Here is a 16,390-nt window from a genome sequence, read left to right as displayed (position 1 = left end):
TCATTACCGGGATTCCATCCATGCCCACGCCCATGGCCACCGCGCTCGCCGCGCTGTCGCACCGCTTCTCGCTCGGCTTCCGTCTGCTCGTCATCACCACCTTGCTGGCACTGGCCGGCACCGCGGCCGCCGACGAGAGTTTGAATGCAGTAAAGTCCGGCGCGTTGCCGGCCCTGCCGGAGGCCGCGCCAGTACAGCAGTTGCTGGATGTCGATGGCCGCCTGCTGGCCCGCTCCGGTGACAAGGCGTGGCTCCTGGATAAAAACGGCAAGGCGTGGACGGCAGCCACCGGCATCAGCAACGAGGTCGTGCAGGACATCATCCGCAATGGAACCAGCACCTGGATATTGACCGGCCCGGATGCGAGCCACAGCGTTCAGCTGCAGCAGCTCACGCTCAAGGGCGAGACGCTGGGCAAGGGCCAGTCACTGGCGCTGCCGTCGCCATTGCGCGATGCACACGCCGCTGCACTGGACGGCACGCTGTTCGTGGCCGGCATGGACGCAACCGGTGTAACCCAGTTGTACCGCAAGCCGGCCGATGCCACGCAGTGGCAGCCGCAGCCGATCTGGCCGGGCGCTGCCGCGGTTGTCGCCCTGCAGGCGCAGAAAGGCGCGCTGTATGCGGTGGTCGGCAACAACGGTGCTCAGCAGCTGCTGCGCTGGAATGCTGAAAAGGGTTGGCATGAATTGCCCGCCATCGGTGGCGATGTTGTCCCGGGTTCGTTGCGTGCACTCGGCCAGGCACACTTGTTGATGCAGGTGACCGACGCGGCCGGCAACAGCCACGCGCGTACCTTCCACACCATCACCAGCGCCTGGGCCGATCTGGCCGATACCGATGCCAAGGCCCCCGTGGCCAGCGCCAGCTGGGGCAACGGCCTGGCCTGGGCAAATGCCGATGGCAGCCTGCACACCTTTGAACTGCAGAGCGGCAAGCACCTGCTGGGCTGGCTGGACTGGTCGGTGATCATCATCTACCTGGCCGCGATGCTGGGCATGGGCGCCTACTTCTACTTCCGCGAGAAGCGTGCCAGCACCGCTGACTTCTTCGTCGGTGGCCGCAGCATTCCGTTCTGGGCCGCAGGCGTCAGCCTGTACGCCACCAACACCAGTTCGATCAGCTTCATCGCCATTCCGGCCAAGGCCTTCGAGACCAACTGGCAGTACCTGACCAACAACCTGATCGCGGTGCTGGGGCTGATGTTCGTGGCGGTGTGGATCGTGCCCCTGCTGCGTCGGCTGGACCTGATGAGCGTGTTCTCCTATCTGGAAACCCGCTTCCATCCGGCCATCCGCATGCTCGCCAGCGCGCTGTGCATCGTCATGCAGATCGGTGCGCGCATGAGCGTGGTGCTGTTCCTGCCGGCGCTGGCCATCGCCACCATCACCGGCATCAGCGTGGTGTGGAGCATCATGATGATGGGCGTGTTCACCATCCTCTACACCGCGATGGGCGGCATGAAGGCGGTGATCTGGACCGACTTCGTGCAGGTGATCGTGAAGATGGGCGGTGCCATCTTCGCCATCCTGTTCATCGTGTGGACCTTGAAGGGCGGCTTCGGTGAGTTCGTCAGCACCGCGGCAATGGAAGACAAGACCAAGCTGTTCGATTTCAGCTTCGACCTGACCAAGGCCACGGTGTGGGGTTTCATCTTCCTGGTCGTGTTCGACGTGGTGCTGACCTTCCCCAAGGACCAGGTGCTGATGCAGCGCACCCTGGCCACCAAGTCGGACAAGGAAGCCGGCCGTTCGATCTGGGCGTTCGCCGCGATCATGATCCCGGGCGGTTTCATCTTCTACGGCATTGGCACCGCCTTGTGGGTGTTCTACAAGAACAACCCGCAGCGCCTTGACCCCCTGCTGCCGATCGATGCGACCTTCCCGTTGTTCATCGCAGCCGAACTGCCGCCGGGCGTCACCGGCCTGATCATCGCCGGCGTGTTCTCCGCGGCGATGGCGACCTTGTCGAGCATCATGAACAGCGTGGCGACATTGATCTCGGTCGACTTCTACGAGCGCATCGCCAAGAACCCCACCCCGCGCAAGAGCGTGCTGTTCGCCGAGATCTCCACGGTGATGGTCGGCCTGACCGCCATTGGCCTGGCGCTGATCATGACCCGCTACGACATCCACTCGCTGTTCGACGTATCGATCGAACTGGCTGGCCTGCTCGGCGGTGGCTTTGCCGGTGCCTATACGCTGGGCATGTTCACCCGCCGTGCCAATTCGCAGGGTGTGGCGATTGGCGTGGCCACCAGCATCGTGCTGACCTTCGTGGCCTGGTGGTTCAACCTGGTGCACCCGTACTTCTACCTGGCCATCTCGATCTTCCTGTGCATCGTGATCGGCTATGTCGCCAGCCTGTTCTTCCCGGCGCCGCAGCGCTCGCTGAAGGGCCTGACCATCTACAAGCAGGATGCGGTGTGAAGACCGACTGGCATGCCGCTGCGGGACAGACCCACAGCGGCGTGACGCCAGATTCGGCAAAGGCGGGGACCTTGGTCGCATCGCTTCGACGGGCCCGCTGGTGTAGTTTGGCGCGCAGCTGAGAGGTCTAATCGCGTGGAAACCCAGTTCCTCAATACCTTTGTCACTGTGGTCGACCGTGGCTCCATGGCCGCGGCGGCGCGCATGCTGCACATCACCCCGGCCGCCGTCGCCCAGCAGATCCGCACGCTGGAACGCGAACTGGGGGCCCCGTTGATCGCCCGCGCTGGCCGCACCGTCAGCGTCACCGAGGAAGGTGCGCGCATCCTGCAGCGCGCGCGTGACCTGCTGCGTGGCGTCGCCGACCTGCGCAGCGTCGCCAACGAAAGCGGCATGGCCGGCGAACTGCGGCTGGGCGCCTGCCCTACCGCGCTCGGTGGGCTGGTGCCGGACATCCTGGCGCGGATGGTGGCCAAGTTCCCCGAGATCAACGTCTTCATCAAACCCGGTTATTCGGCCGACCTCTATGGCGCGGTGGAATCGGGTGACCTGGATGCGGCGATGGTGCTGCAGGCACCGTTCTCGCTGCCCAAGACCTGCGACTGGCAGCTGCTGCGCGAAGAGCCGCTGGTGGTGCTGGCACCGGCGCGCCTGGCCGGCGCCGACCCGCACCAGCTGCTGCGCGAGGAACCGCTGATCCGCTACGACCGCCACGAATGGGGCGGCCGCCAGGCCGACGAATACCTGCGCAAGGCCGGCATCGTGCCGCGTGAACGGTTCGAGCTGAATGCGCTCAATGCGATCGCGGTGATGGTGGATCGCGGGCTGGGTGTGTCGCTGGTGCCGGATTGGGCCAAGCCGTGGCCGGAAGGAATTTCGGTGGTGCGCATTCCCCTGCCCGAACCCAGCGAGCCACGCCGCATCGGCATGGTCTGGTCGCGTTCCTCGGTGCGCCTGCGCCAGGTCAATGTGTTGTTGGAGGAGGCGCGCACGGCGCTGCTGCAGCCGACGGATTGAAAGCAATGCCGTGTAGTGCCGAGCCATGCTCGGCAAGGGCATTACCCGTAGATCCCCTGTAGTGCCGAGCCATGCTCGGCTGGAGCGTTACCGGTAGAGCCTCTGCCGAGCATGGCTCGGCACTACAGGGGATCTACGGGTAATGCCCTTGCCGAGCAAGGCTCGGCACTACCGATGCAAAGGCCAATCGCAACAAACCCTAGGCTTTGAACATACACAGGTGCGCTTCTATCGCGCCGGGGCGCCGCCTAGGCTTCGCCCAACGTCGGAGTTGCGTCCGGTGCCCGCCTGGTCGGGGATCGAAAACAGCAAACGGCAGGATCAAAGGGGCGCCAGTCCCCATCGCATTTTGGCTCTGCCGGCTCCCAGGCCGGTCGCGTCACACATTCAAACCTGGGGGAGAGAACAACATGATCAAGCCACTTTCGGCCGCCATCAGCGCCGTGCTGCTCGCCAGCGCGATGAGCCCGGCCTTTGCACAAGACGCCGGCGACGCCGCCACCAACCTGGACCAGGTGATCGTCACCGGCAGCCGCACCCCGGTCGCCATCGAGAAGGTTCCCGGCGCCGTCACCCTGGTGACCCAGGAGCAGGTGCAGCGCACCCTCAACCTGACCGAAGACGCCACCGCCGTGCTCGCACGCATGGTGCCGGGCTACTCCGAGTCCTCGCAGGCGATGAGCAACTCCGGTGAGACCCTGCGCGGCCGCATCGCGCTGCGCCTGTTCGACGGCGTGCCGCAGGGCTCGCCGCTGCGCGAAGGCAACCGCAATGGCACCTTCACCGACATGGGCGTGATCGGCCGCATCGAGGTCATCAACGGCCCGTCCGCCGCCGAAGGCATTGGTGGCGCCGGTGGCGTGATCAACTACCTGTCCAAGAACCCGGAAGTGGATGGCCACCAGACCATCATCAACACCCGCTACGGCACCCAGTTCAAGGACAACAGCGACCAGAGCAAGATCGGTGTCACCCACACCTACCGTGGTGATGCGGCTGACTTCCTGATCAGCGGCGCCTATATCGACCGCGGCATCTCCTATGACGGCGACGGCCGCCGCGTTGGCCTGAACACCTCCGGCTCGCTGTCCGACTCGTACAGCAAGAACCTGTTCGTGAAGGGCGGTTACAACTTCGGCGAAGACCAGATGCAGCGCATCCAGGCCAGCTACAGCAACTTCCACATCGGCGGCAAGCACAACTACATCCCGGTGGAAGGCTGCCGCTTCGATCCAGTGGAGTGCCCGAACCCCACCACCAACACCGCCGAGAAGGGCTCCATCGCTGGCTCGCTGGCCGAGTTCAACGATTTCGAACAGTTCGCGGTGAAGTACACCAATGCCGATTTCTTCGGCGGCGACCTGAGCGTTGATGCCTACTGGGCCGAGCAGGCCATGCGCTACGTGCCGGAGAACGGCGCCGATCGCCAGCTGACCAAGCCGGCTCCGCCAGAAGCCGAGCGCATCTGGGACCAGTCGGAAATCAACAGCGAGAAGAAGGGCCTGCGCTTCGGCTACGCCTATAGCGACCTGTTCAAGGTCGAAGGCCTGCGCCTGCGTGCCGGCCTGGACCTGGTGGAAGACACCGCCGAGCAGCGCCTGGCGTTGACCAACCGCCTGTGGGTGCCGCCGATGAAGTACACCAGCCTGGCGCCGTACGCGCAGCTGAGCTGGGACATCGGCCCGGTGACCCTGGATGCCGGCATCCGCCGCGAGGACGGTGAGCTGAAGATCAACAGCTACACCACCGTTGCCTACCGCGACAACACCCCGGTGCAGGGCGGCAAGATGGATTACAAGGCCAACATGCCCAACTTCGGTGCGATCTGGCGCATCAACGACCAGTGGTCGGTGTTCGCCTCGTACTCCGAAGGCTTCGGCATCGCCAACGTCGGCATCCCGCTGCGCAACATCCAGGCCAACAGCCCGTGCAAGGCCGTGTCCTGCATCGCTGACCTGCAGCCGCTGATCACCGAGAACAAGGAAATCGGCGTCAACTGGCGTGGTGCCAAGGGCCAGGTGGGTGCATCGGTATACCGTTCCACCTCGGACTACGGCTCCAGCCTGACCATCGACCCGGTGACCGAAGACTTCATCCTGACCCGCGCACCGGTCGAGATCGAAGGCTTCGAGTTGAACAGCGCCTGGACCTTCAACGAGCACTGGAAGGCCACCTTCCTGTACTCGCGCATCCGTGGCCAGACCCAGTACTACCCGGGCTCGGGCCTGAAGAAGGAAATGGGCATCCTGGACATCTCGCCGGACAAGGTGAATGCCTCGCTGACCTGGACCCCGACCGATACCCTCAACGCCACCCTGGGCGTGAGCAAGACCTTCGACCGCGATCTGCGTGAGACCTTCACCAATCCGGCCAACGGCGACGTCTATGCCAACGAAGAGAACACCTATGGCTACGCGCTGTGGGACCTCAGCGTGAACTACGACACCGGCCGCTTCGGCCAGCTGTCGCTGGGCATCGAGAACCTGCTCGACAAGCAGTACGTGCTGACCTGGTCGCAGCTGCCGGGCTGGCAGAACTACTTCTCCGGCCGCGGCCGGATGGTGTCGCTGTCGCACACCATCAAGTTCTGATAGCTGCAACTTGAAGACGGCGCCACAGGCAACTGTGGCGCCGTTTTTGTGTTTGATGTTTGTTGTTTGTGGGAGCGACGTAAGCCGCGAAGCTGGAGAAGCATCCGCTCCCGCGCATCCTGCAATTGCAGATTCCTCGTCGCCGGAACGGTCGTCTGCTTCGCGGCTTACGCCGCTCCTACAAAAGCAACGGCTGCAGCAACAAGAAAACCTTTCTTGTTGCGCCGCAAGAAAAAACCACAGCTTGTTTCAAGCAACAAAACCTCACGTCTGAAGCAAGGCCCCCCGCCTTCAATGCCCTCCTGCGCACGCCTAGGCTGCTGTTGTCGGGGAGTTGCGTCGGGAGGGATGCAGCAGCCAACAGAAGTATCGGAATGCCGCAGTCCGCGGCAGCAGTTCATGCACGTCTTATCTAAAACAAAAACGAGATAAACAACATGAAGAAGGTACCGGTAGCGTTGGGGGTTCTGGTCCTGGCCGCTGCGATCAGCAGCAGCGTGCAGGCCCAGCAGATGCAGGCAGCAAACGAAGAAGACAGCCGCAGCGCCGACAAGCGCGCGCAGGATAAAAAGGCCACCGAGCTCGACCGGGTCATCGTCACCGGCGTGCGCGCGCCCAAGGCAGTGGACAAGATCCCCGGCGCCATCACCATCATCACCCCGGAGGAGATCAAGCAGTCGCTGATCATCACCGAGGACAACACCGCGGTACTGGCACGCACCATTCCCGGTTATGCCGAATCCTCGCAGGCGATGACCAACTCCGGTGAGTCGCTGCGTGGACGCATTCCGCTGCGCCTGTTCGACAGCATCCCGCAGGGCTCACCACTGCGCGAAGGCACCCGCAACGGCACCTTCACCGACATGGGCGTGATCGGCCGCATCGAAGTCATCAACGGTCCGTCCGCTGCCGAGGGCATCGGCGCTACCGGTGGCGTGATCAACTACATCTCCAAGGTGCCGGAACAGATCGGCAGCGAGACCACCATCAATGCGCGCTACCAGACCCAGTTCAACGACGACAGCGTCGGTTGGAAGCTGGGCCTGAGCCATGCGATCAAGCAGGACAACTACGACTTCCTGGCCAGCGTCTCGCAGCTGGAGCGCGGCATGGCCTATGACGCCAAGAACCGCAGCATCGGCATGAATTCCAGTGGTTCGCTGGCCGATTCGCAGTCGCGCAACCTGTACATGAAGGGCGGCTACAACTTCGGCGAGGACGGCGAACAGCGCCTGCAGGCCACGTACAGCAACTTCAACATCGGCGGCAACGGCGACTACATCCAGCTGGTCGGCTGCAAGGGCCCGAATGACTGGCCGCCCTGCGACACGCCGGTACCGAATACCTCGATCAAGGGCCACATCGACGGCCAGCGCGATGCGCTCAACAAGTTCATCCAGTACAGCCTGCAGTACACCCACAGCGATTTCTACGGCGGCACGCTCGACCTGGTCGGTTACCAGGCCAAGCAGGGCATGCGCTTCTTGCCGGAGAACGGCGCCGACCGCCAGCTGGTGAAGCCGGCACCGGCCGATGATGCCGACCGCATCTTCGACCAGTCCGAGATCCAGTCACGCAAGAAGGGCCTGCGTACCTCGTGGACGCGTCCCAGCATCTTTGGCGTGGACGGATTGGAGCTGCATACCGGCGTGGACTTCGTGCAGGACGTGGCCGAGCAGCGGCTGGTGATGACCGACCGCGTCCGGGTGCCGCCGATGGATTACCGGAGCGTTGCCCCGTACGCACAGCTGTCCTGGGATATCGGCCCGGTCACGGTCAGCGGCGGTTTCCGCCGCGAGAACGGTGAGCTCGACATCGACAGCTATACCACCGTCGCCTACCGCAACAATTCCTTCGTCGAAGGCGGCACCCTGGACTACACCGCCAACCTGCCCAACATCGGCGCGATCTGGCGCGTCACCGATGAGTTCTCGCTGTTCAGTGCCTACAGCAAGGGCTTCACTCTTCCCGACATCGGCATCCCGCTGCGCAACGTGAATTATCCGGGCCAGACCGTGGCCGGCATCCTCGACCTGCAGGCGATCATCGTCGACAACATCGACATCGGCTTCAACTGGCGTGGTTCGCGCGGTGCGCTGAGTGGCAGCTGGTACCACTCCACCTCCGACTTCGGTGCATCGCTGGAAGTGGACCCGCTGACCAGCGACTTCATCATGACCCGCGCGCCCACCGACATCAAAGGCATCGAGCTCACTGGCGAATTCCGCTTCACCGACACCTTCAAGATCACCGGCCTGTACACGCACCTGCGCGGCTACACCTCGTTCTGGGGCCCGGACCCGCAGGGCCGCTATGACGCAGGCCCGATGAAGAAGCCGCTGGGCATCTTCGATGCGACGCCGGACAAGATCAACGTCGCGTTGGTGTGGAAGGCATTGCCCAACCTCGACGCCACCCTCGGTGCCAGCATGTTGCGCGATCGCCACCTCACCGGCTCGGCAGTGCGCGAATACGACGGCGAAGAGTACGACTACGACGAAAAGATCAACGGCTACACGCTGTGGGATCTGGGCGTGAACTATGATTCGGGGCGCTTCGGTACGTTCTCGCTGGGCGTGGACAACCTGTTCAACAAGTACTACATCCTCAGCGGCTCGCAGGGCGATGGCTGGCAGAACTACTGGGCCGGTCGCGGTCGCGTGGTGTCGCTGAGCTATTCGTATACGTTCCGCTGATGAGCGCAGGAGTGCACGCCATGCATCAATCCATCGCAACACCGCGCAGCCGCCGCTGGCTGCGCCGTGGCGCCGCACTTCTGTTGTGCCTGTCCGCGCCGCTGCTGCACGCTGGCGAGCGCTGGCAGCGGCTGGATGGTTTCCTGCAGGCCAGCACCGCACCGGGCCAGTTCCCGGGCGCGGTGGCGCTGGTGGAGCACGATGGCCGCATCGTGTTCCAGCAGCACTACGGCCACGCCGACAGCGCTGGCCACCGGCCACTGCAGGCCGACAGCATCTTCCGCATCTATTCGATGACCAAGCCGGTGACCTCGGTCGCCGTGCTGATGTTGCTGGAAGAAGGCAAGCTGTCGTTGGACGATCCGCTGGCGCGCTACCTGCCCGAGTTCGCCGACCGCACCGTGGTGACCGGTGGCGACGTACAACATCCGCAGACCGAAGATGCGCCGCGCGCGATCACCCTGCGCCATCTGCTCACTCATACCAGCGGCTTCGCGGCGGCGTCGGACACGCACCGGGTGGCGACCAAGCTGCTGACCGCGGCCGATGTCGACAGCGCGACCTCGCTGCAGGACGTTGCACGCCGCCTGTCCACGCTGCCGCTGGCCGACGCGCCCGGCACCCACTTCCATTACGAAGGCAGCAACACCGAGTTGCTGGCGCGCGTGGTCGAAGTGGTCAGCGGGCAACCGTTCGCGCAGTTCCTGCAACAACGCATCTTCAGCCCGCTGGCGATGCACGACACCGGTTTTGAAGTGCCGCTGGCGCAGCGTGGTCGCGTGGTCGAACTGCCAACCAGCAACGACGATGGCAGCCTGCGCGTGGCCGATACGCTCAGCGCGCGCAATCCGGGCGTGCGTCTGAAGGGCTATGACAGCGGCGCCGGCGGCCTGTATTCCACCGCTGCCGACTACCTGAAGTTCGCCCACATGCTGCTCGATGATGGCCGCAGTGGGAAGCAGCAACTGCTGTCGCGCAAGACCGTCGATCTGATGATGAGCGACCAGCTTGGTGGCTTCGAGCCAGCCATCAGCAGCTATGGCGCGGGCGAAGGCTTTGGCTTGGGCGGTTATGTCATCACCAACCCGGCTTACCGCGGCAAGCTCGGCAGCGTCGGCCAGTTCGGCTGGTCCGGTGCGGCGTCCACGTACTTCACCATCGATCGCAAGGAGAAGCTGGTGGCCATCCTGCTGATGCAATACCTGCCCAGCGGCGACAAGGCACTTGCTTCACCGTCCACCCGTTTCTACAACCTCGTTTACCAGGCCATTCCATGAGTTCCACCGTTCTTGTCGCCGGCTCGGCCAATCTCGATTTCGTGGTGCGCGCGGCGCATGTGCCGGCACCGGGCGAGACCGTGCTCGGCCGCGAATTCCGTACCTTCCCCGGTGGCAAGGGTGCAAACCAGGCCGTGGCCTGCGCGCGCGCCGGTGGCGCTGCCACGCAGATGCTGCTTGCGCTGGGTGCCGATGACTTCGCCAAGCCGATCGAAGCCTCGTTGAACGACGCTGGCGTGCTGCTGCATGCCGTGCGCGATGCGCAGCTGCCGACCGGTACCGCCTTCATCTGCCTGTCCGATGATGCCGAGAACGCGATCACCGTCGCCCCCGGCGCCAACATGGCACTGCTGCCCGAACACCTGCCAGCACTGGATGGCGTGCAATGGCTGCTGTTGCAGCTGGAATCGCCACTGGCCTCGGTACAGGCCTACGCAACCGCCGCCCGCGCTGCCGGGGTGAAAGTCGCCTTGAACGCAGCACCAGCGCAGGCATTGCCGGCCGAACTGCTGGCACAGCTGGACATGCTGATCGTCAACGAAGGCGAGCTGGCGGTGGTTGCCGGCAATCCGCCGGACCTGGCCACCGGCCTGGCACGGCTCGACGTTCCCTGCGTGATCGTCACCCTCGGCGCGCGCGGCTGTCTGGCCCGCATCGATGGCAAGATCCTGCTGCAGCCTGCGTTCTCGATTTCGCCGCTGGATACAACCGCTGCGGGCGACACCTTCTGCGGCACCTTGGTCGCCCTGCTCGCCCGCGGTGAGCCACTGCAGCAGGCCCTGCTGGCTGCCAGTGCCGCATCGGCGCTGACCTGCACGCGCCTGGGTGCACAATCCAGTATTCCCGCACACGCCGAAGTACAGGCGCTGCTGGCCGACGCCAGCCGTCTGCCCGGCACCGATGCCCATGCCGCACTCGCGGCATGGTGCGCGCTGTAACCGTTACGCCTCCCCCCGTTTTTGTTGGATGACTGCCATGACCTCCCCCTACCCCGCCCCCGATTACGACACCGATTCCCCCGATCACGGGCGTGAGGCGATCCACACCGAGTACAAGTTCTCGCACGTCACCACCGGCCGCTACCTGCCGACGCCGGGCAAGGCACCGGCGTGGCCGTTCGCCGACATCGGCAGCTGGATGATCGATGCCAATGCCAGCGCCGCCGACTGGTTGACCGAGCTGAAGGACTGGCGCCAGGAACACCTGGTGCGCATTGGCTATACCGACGTGAACTACCGTCGCCCGGAACTGCAGTGGGCGCAGCGCAACTTCGTGCACGCGCAGATGATGGTCGAGGACCGCTATTTCTTCGACGTGGAAACCGCGCAGTACACCGTCGACAAGTACCTGGACGATCTGATCGAACGCTTCGGCGGGCTGGATTCGGTATTGATCTGGTACATCTACCCGAACATCGGCATCGACGACCGCAACCAGTTCGATCTGGCACACACGCTGCCGGGCGGCCTGGAAGGTTTGACCGCCGCGGTGAAGGCATTCCAGAAGCGCGGCGTGCGCGTGTTCCTGCCGGCCAAGCCGTGGGATCACGGCACCCGTGACCCGGGCGTCACCCATTGGGATGGCCTGGCCGAGATCATCAAGGCCACCGGTGCCGACGGCATCAACGGCGATACCTTCAACGGCGTGCCGCGTGCATTCTTCGATGCCTGCGATGCCAACGGCAATCCGGTGGTGGTGCAGCCCGAGTCCACCATCAGCTCGGAAGAGCAGCTGATCTGGAACGTGCAGAGTTGGGGCAAGAAGGCACCCGATGGCCCGGTGCCGCCGGTGTCCAAGTGGAAGTGGCTGGAGCCGCGCCACATGGTCAACTACGAGAATCGCTGGGGGCGCAACCGCAACCACGACCTGCAGTACTGCTTCTTCAACGGCATCGGCTACAACGCCTGGGAAAACATCTGGGGCATCTGGAACCAGTTCACCGCGCGCGATGGTGAAACCCTGCGCCGCATCGCCGCCATCTATCGCCAGTTCCCGGCGCTGATCGTGGCCATGGACTGGGAGCCCTACCAGGTCTGCTACCAGGGCGGCATCTTCGCCAGCAAGTTCCCGGTCGATGGTCAGTGCCTGCACACCTTCATCAACCGCAACGAATACGCGGTCAATGGTGAGCAGATCGGCTTGCCGCATGTGGACGGCACCCGTTACTACGATGTCTGGCATGGCGTTGAGCTGTCACCGGCCGTGCGTGATGGCGTGGCCATCATCGAGCTGCCGATGGAAGCGCGCGGCTTTGGTGCGGTGCTGAGCGTGCAGCCGGACGTTGCCGTTGAAGGCCTGGATGCGTTCCTGATCGAAGCTGCCAAGCGCGCCGAGCAGCCGCTCAACAGTTTCTCCGGCGCATGGAAGGCAATCCCGCAGCAGTTGCGCGAGATTCCTGCCACCACCGCGCAGGCTGCCGCGCCGCAGGGCATGGTCACCATTCCGACTGGCGAGTTCGTGTTCGCCGTTGGCGGTGTCGAGATCGAAGGCTTCAACTGGGCCGGCCAGGACGTGCAGTTCCCGTGGGAAGACTGCCCGCGTCGCCATCACCGCAAGCTGATGCAGATGCAGGCGTTCCATATCGATCGCCATCCGGTCACCAATGCGCAGTTCAAGGCCTTCATCGATGCCACCGGCTATCACCCGGCCGATGACATCAACTTCCTCGCCCATTGGGTGGATGGCGCACCGCGTGCCGGCTGGGACAACAAGCCGGTGATCTGGGTGTCGCTGGAAGATGCGCGCGCCTACGCCGCATGGGCCGGCAAGCGCCTGCCGCACGAATGGGAATGGCAGTACGCCGCGCAGGGCAACGATGGCCGAACCTATCCGTGGGGCAACGACTGGGATCAAAGCCGCGTGCCGCAGGTCAACCGTGGCCGCCGCCTGCTGGCCCCGGCCGATGTCGATGCGCATCCGCAGGGCGCAAGCCCGTTCGGCGTCGAGGATCTGGTCGGCAATGTGTGGCAGTGGACCGATGAGTTCAGCGACGAGCACACCCGTGCGGCGATCCTGCGCGGTGGCTCCAGCTACCAGCCGCAGACCTCGCATTGGTATTTCCCGCAGGCCTATCGCCTGGACCAGCACGGCAAGTACCTGCTGATGGCCCCCGCCAAGGACCGCAGCGGCATGCTCGGCTTCCGTTGCGTGGTGGACGCGGCATGAGTGCGGCCATCACCAGCGGCCAGCAGCTGATCGCACCGGCGGCGGTGAAGCTCGACGGTGTGTTCGGGCAGATGCTGGCGGCCAACCGCAGCGGCCGCCTCAGCCACTTCATCGTCGATGAAGCCAGCCCGTCGATCAGCATCTTCGGTCAGGTACACAAGCAGCAGAACCAGGAAGGCGACTGGTACGGCGAGCACGCCGGCAAATGGCTGTCTGCCACCGCGCGCGCAGTCGCGCAGGGCGGCCAGCCCGAACTGGAAGCCAACCTGCGCCGCGTCGCCGATTGGTTGATCAGCCAGCAGGACGAGGACGGCTATCTTGGCAACTACGCCGCCGACCGCCGCTTCACCGTGCCGCAGCCGCCCAAGCCCGAGAGCTGGAATGGCGAACCGGCACTGCGTACCTGGGACATCTGGACCCACAGCTACCTGATCCTCGGTTTCCTCGAAACCTGGCGTGCGCTGGGCGATGACAGCTACCTGCAGGCCGCACGGCGCATCGCCGACCTGTGCTGGCAGGCGCTGGAATCGGGCATCGACATCACCACGCTGGGCAACCACCACGGCATGTCGGCGACGGTGCTGCTGGACCCGGCCGCCGACCTGTACCTGGTCACCGGCGAGCCGCGTTATCTGGCCTTGGCCGAGAAGATCCTGCAGCAGGCCAACGCCAACCCGCGCCTGGCCCTGCTCGACAAGGGCATCGCCAACGAAGATGCCGCCTTCATCGCCACCGGCAAGGCCTACCAGCTGTCGTGGAACCTTGTGGGTCTGGCCAAGCTGTACAAGGCCACCGGCAAGGCCGATTACAAGCTGGCCATCGACAACCTGTGGAACAACATCCGCGAGCAGCACCTGACCCTGGGCGGCGGCCCGTGGGGCGGCGTCGCGCATCGCTCGCGCGAGGTGTTCAATGCCCCGCGCACCTTCTTCCCGCAGGCCTATGTGGAAACCTGTTCGGTGCTGGCATGGATGCAGCTCAACCGCGAGCTGCTGGCCATCAGCGGCCACGCGCGTTACGCAGACGAACTGGAACGCACTGCCTACAACGACCTGCTGGCGGCGATGGCGCCGAACGGTGAGGACTGGTGTTACTACACCTTCCCCAACGGCAAGCGCGTGCACACGACGTACTGGCGCTGCTGCAAGTCGTCCGGCGCGATGGCGGTGGAAGAGCTGCCGCAGATTGCCTATGGCGTTGCCGCCGATGGTGGCCTGCGGGTGAACCTGTACGGCGCCGGCGAAGCCACGCTCAACCATGCCGATGCGGGCAAGGTGGTACTGCAGCAGCAGACCCGCTATCCGTTCAATGGCGAGATCAGCCTGCGCGTCAGCCCCGAGCACAGCGCCAGCTTCGGCATCGGCCTGCGTATCCCGGCCTGGGCCGAAGATGCCCGCATCCAGGTCAACGGCATCAACGTGCCGGTACAGCTTGGTGCGGACGGCTACGTGCAGCTGCAGCGCCAGTGGCAGGCCGGCGATCTGGTCAACGTGAAGCTGCCGATGCAGCCGCAGCTGCACCGTGCCACCAACATCAATGTGCAGGAATCGCGTGCACCGGACGGCTCGCCGGTGGCGCAGGAAGTGCTGCACTGGGAATACGTCGGCTTGAGCTACGGCCCGCTGGTCTATGCCACCACGCTGATCGATGGCTTCAAGACCGATGAAACGGTGAAGCTGCCCGCAGGTGATCCGTCGCGCTGGCTGCAGGTAGGCCAGGACGAAGGTGAAGGCGCGCCGGTGACGATGCAGCTGGAATGCCGTGCGCCGCTGGTATTCGAGCCCTATTACCGCTGTGGTGGCCGCGAACACGACGTCTGGCGCCTGAGCTGGCTGTCGCTGGCCCCGCAATAAGCCTGTCACCGCTGCCTGTCACCGGAAACTGTGAAGGCAGCGGTGGTTCTGAAGGCGATGACACCGCGATACCTGCTTTTTGTCCTCGCTGAAAATACCCGCACGATATGTTTCTTCCCATCCACCGGGAGGAAACTGCAATCAAGGATTCGAGTGCAGCCCATGTCAGCAAGCAACAACCCATCTCCGTTCGACATCGCCCAGCGCGATGGTGCCCGTGGCCCGCTCAGCGGCGTGCGCGTGCTGGACCTGAGCGCCTATATCGCCGGGCCGTACGGCTGCACCCTGCTGGCCGACCAAGGCGCGGAAGTGATCAAGGTGGAACCGCCGGTTGGTGACAACCTGCGCAAGTACCCGTCCACGCTGGAGGCCGAGAGCCGCGCCTTCCTCGGCGTGAACCGCTCCAAGCGCGGCGTGGTGCTGGACCTGAAGGAAGCCGACCAGCGTGCGGTGCTGATGCGCCTGGTGCGCGAGGCCGATGTACTGGTGCACAACTTCCGTCCCAGCGTGCCGGCGCGCCTGGGCATCGATTTCGACAGCCTGAACAAGATCAACCCGCGCCTGGTGTACTGCGCGGTCACCGGTTACGGCGAGGACGGTCCGCTCAAGGACAAGGCCGGCTACGACCAGGTGCTGCAGACCATGACCGGCATGTGCGCGATGCAGGGCAAGCCCGGCGGCGCGCCGGAGATCCTGTACGGCTCGGTGGTCGACTACTACGCCGCCGCGCTGGTGGCTGCCGGTGTGTCCTCGGCCTTGTTCGAGCGTGAACGCAGTGGCGAAGGCCAGTACGTGGGCGTGTCGCTGCTGCGCAGCGCGCTGACCATGCAGTCGGCACGGATGATCTGGGCCGAAGGCGAGCCGGAAGGCGTGGGCCGTGACATGCGCTCGGGCGGTGTCACCGGCATCCACCCGACCGCGCAGGGCCATCTCTACATCTCGGCCAATACGCCGCGCTTCTGGCAGGCGTTGTGCGACAAGATCGGCCTGCCGGCAATGGGCAGCGATCCGCGCTACGACACTGTGCGCAAGCGTGCCGAGCATTCCGACGAGCTGCTGGCCAAGCTGCATGCCGCGCTGGCTGCACGCAGCGCGCTGGATTGGGAAGCGCTGTTCGGCGAAGAAGTGCCGTGCGCCGCCACGCGCAAGGTCGAGGACATGTTCGAGCACCCGCAGGTGCTGGCCGAAGACATGATCACCACGCTGCAGCACCCCTTGCTGGGCAGCTACCGCGGCATCACCCGTCCCATCGTGTTTGGTCGCACCCCCGGCCCGCAGCCATTCGCCGCGCCGACCTTCGACCAGGACACCGCCGCTGTCATCGCCGCCGTCGATGATGGCGACATCCCCGCCTGATCCGGA

9 protein-coding genes are annotated in these 16,390 nt (G+C 64.6%); all 9 read left to right on the top strand.

All coding sequences use genetic code 11. The features are described from left to right. Positions 1 to 20 precede the first annotated feature (20 nt). The 9 genes from ACVOLQ_RS04305 (at position 21) to ACVOLQ_RS04265 (ending at position 16,384) form a co-directional block, all read left to right on the top strand. The gene (locus ACVOLQ_RS04305; RefSeq protein WP_481527203.1) at positions 21 to 2,429 is read left to right on the top strand and encodes a sodium:solute symporter family protein; all 2,409 of its coding nucleotides are present in this window, start codon (positions 21 to 23) and stop codon (positions 2,427 to 2,429) included. 135 nt (positions 2,430 to 2,564) lie between these two features. Further along, a complete protein-coding gene (locus ACVOLQ_RS04300) occupies positions 2,565 to 3,446 on the top strand; it encodes a LysR family transcriptional regulator (protein WP_481527202.1) in 882 nt (293 codons plus the stop codon). A gap of 410 nt (positions 3,447 to 3,856) precedes the next feature. Further along, on the top strand, positions 3,857 to 6,037 hold the full coding sequence (locus ACVOLQ_RS04295; RefSeq protein ID WP_481527201.1) for a TonB-dependent receptor: 2,181 nt from the start codon (positions 3,857 to 3,859) through the stop codon (positions 6,035 to 6,037). A gap of 437 nt (positions 6,038 to 6,474) precedes the next feature. Beyond that, positions 6,475 to 8,733, top strand: a complete 2,259-nt coding sequence (locus tag ACVOLQ_RS04290) for a TonB-dependent receptor (RefSeq protein ID WP_481527200.1) — start codon at positions 6,475 to 6,477, stop codon at positions 8,731 to 8,733. 20 nt (positions 8,734 to 8,753) lie between these two features. Continuing rightward, positions 8,754 to 10,010 carry a serine hydrolase domain-containing protein gene (locus tag ACVOLQ_RS04285; RefSeq protein WP_481527199.1) on the top strand — a complete coding sequence of 419 codons (1,257 nt, stop codon included), beginning with the start codon at positions 8,754 to 8,756 and terminating at the stop codon, positions 10,008 to 10,010. Continuing rightward, positions 10,007 to 10,948 carry a ribokinase gene (locus ACVOLQ_RS04280; protein ID WP_481527198.1) on the top strand — a complete coding sequence of 314 codons (942 nt, stop codon included), beginning with the start codon at positions 10,007 to 10,009 and terminating at the stop codon, positions 10,946 to 10,948. The genes ACVOLQ_RS04285 and ACVOLQ_RS04280 overlap by 4 nt, the downstream gene beginning before the upstream one ends. Positions 10,949 to 10,985: 37 nt before the next feature. Further along, a complete protein-coding gene (locus tag ACVOLQ_RS04275; protein ID WP_481527197.1) occupies positions 10,986 to 13,175 on the top strand; it encodes a formylglycine-generating enzyme family protein in 2,190 nt (729 codons plus the stop codon). Beyond that, a complete protein-coding gene (locus ACVOLQ_RS04270) occupies positions 13,172 to 15,028 on the top strand; it encodes a glycoside hydrolase family 127 protein (protein WP_481527196.1) in 1,857 nt (618 codons plus the stop codon). The genes ACVOLQ_RS04275 and ACVOLQ_RS04270 overlap by 4 nt, the downstream gene beginning before the upstream one ends. A gap of 162 nt (positions 15,029 to 15,190) precedes the next feature. Then, positions 15,191 to 16,384: a CaiB/BaiF CoA transferase family protein gene (locus ACVOLQ_RS04265; protein WP_481527195.1), complete on the top strand. Its 1,194-nt coding sequence runs from the start codon at positions 15,191 to 15,193 to the stop codon at positions 16,382 to 16,384. The last annotated feature ends 6 nt before the right edge of the window (positions 16,385 to 16,390 follow it).

Source organism: Stenotrophomonas sp. STEN031 (assembly GCF_056759975.1).
This window is presented reverse-complemented; position numbering and strand designations above follow the sequence as displayed.

Excerpts from the sequence above, each read along its gene's own strand:
- ACVOLQ_RS04270 (WP_481527196.1), top strand. The coding sequence starts at position 13,172 with ATGAGTGCGGCCATCACCAGCGGCCAGCAGCTGATCGCACCGGCGGCG.
- ACVOLQ_RS04285 (WP_481527199.1), top strand. The coding sequence starts at position 8,754 with ATGCATCAATCCATCGCAACACCGCGCAGCCGCCGCTGGCTGCGCCGT.
- ACVOLQ_RS04290 (WP_481527200.1), top strand. The coding sequence starts at position 6,475 with ATGAAGAAGGTACCGGTAGCGTTGGGGGTTCTGGTCCTGGCCGCTGCG.
- ACVOLQ_RS04275 (WP_481527197.1), top strand. The coding sequence starts at position 10,986 with ATGACCTCCCCCTACCCCGCCCCCGATTACGACACCGATTCCCCCGAT.
- ACVOLQ_RS04295 (WP_481527201.1), top strand. The coding sequence starts at position 3,857 with ATGATCAAGCCACTTTCGGCCGCCATCAGCGCCGTGCTGCTCGCCAGC.
- ACVOLQ_RS04280 (WP_481527198.1), top strand. The coding sequence starts at position 10,007 with ATGAGTTCCACCGTTCTTGTCGCCGGCTCGGCCAATCTCGATTTCGTG.
- ACVOLQ_RS04305 (WP_481527203.1), top strand. The coding sequence starts at position 21 with ATGCCCACGCCCATGGCCACCGCGCTCGCCGCGCTGTCGCACCGCTTC.
- ACVOLQ_RS04265 (WP_481527195.1), top strand. The coding sequence starts at position 15,191 with ATGTCAGCAAGCAACAACCCATCTCCGTTCGACATCGCCCAGCGCGAT.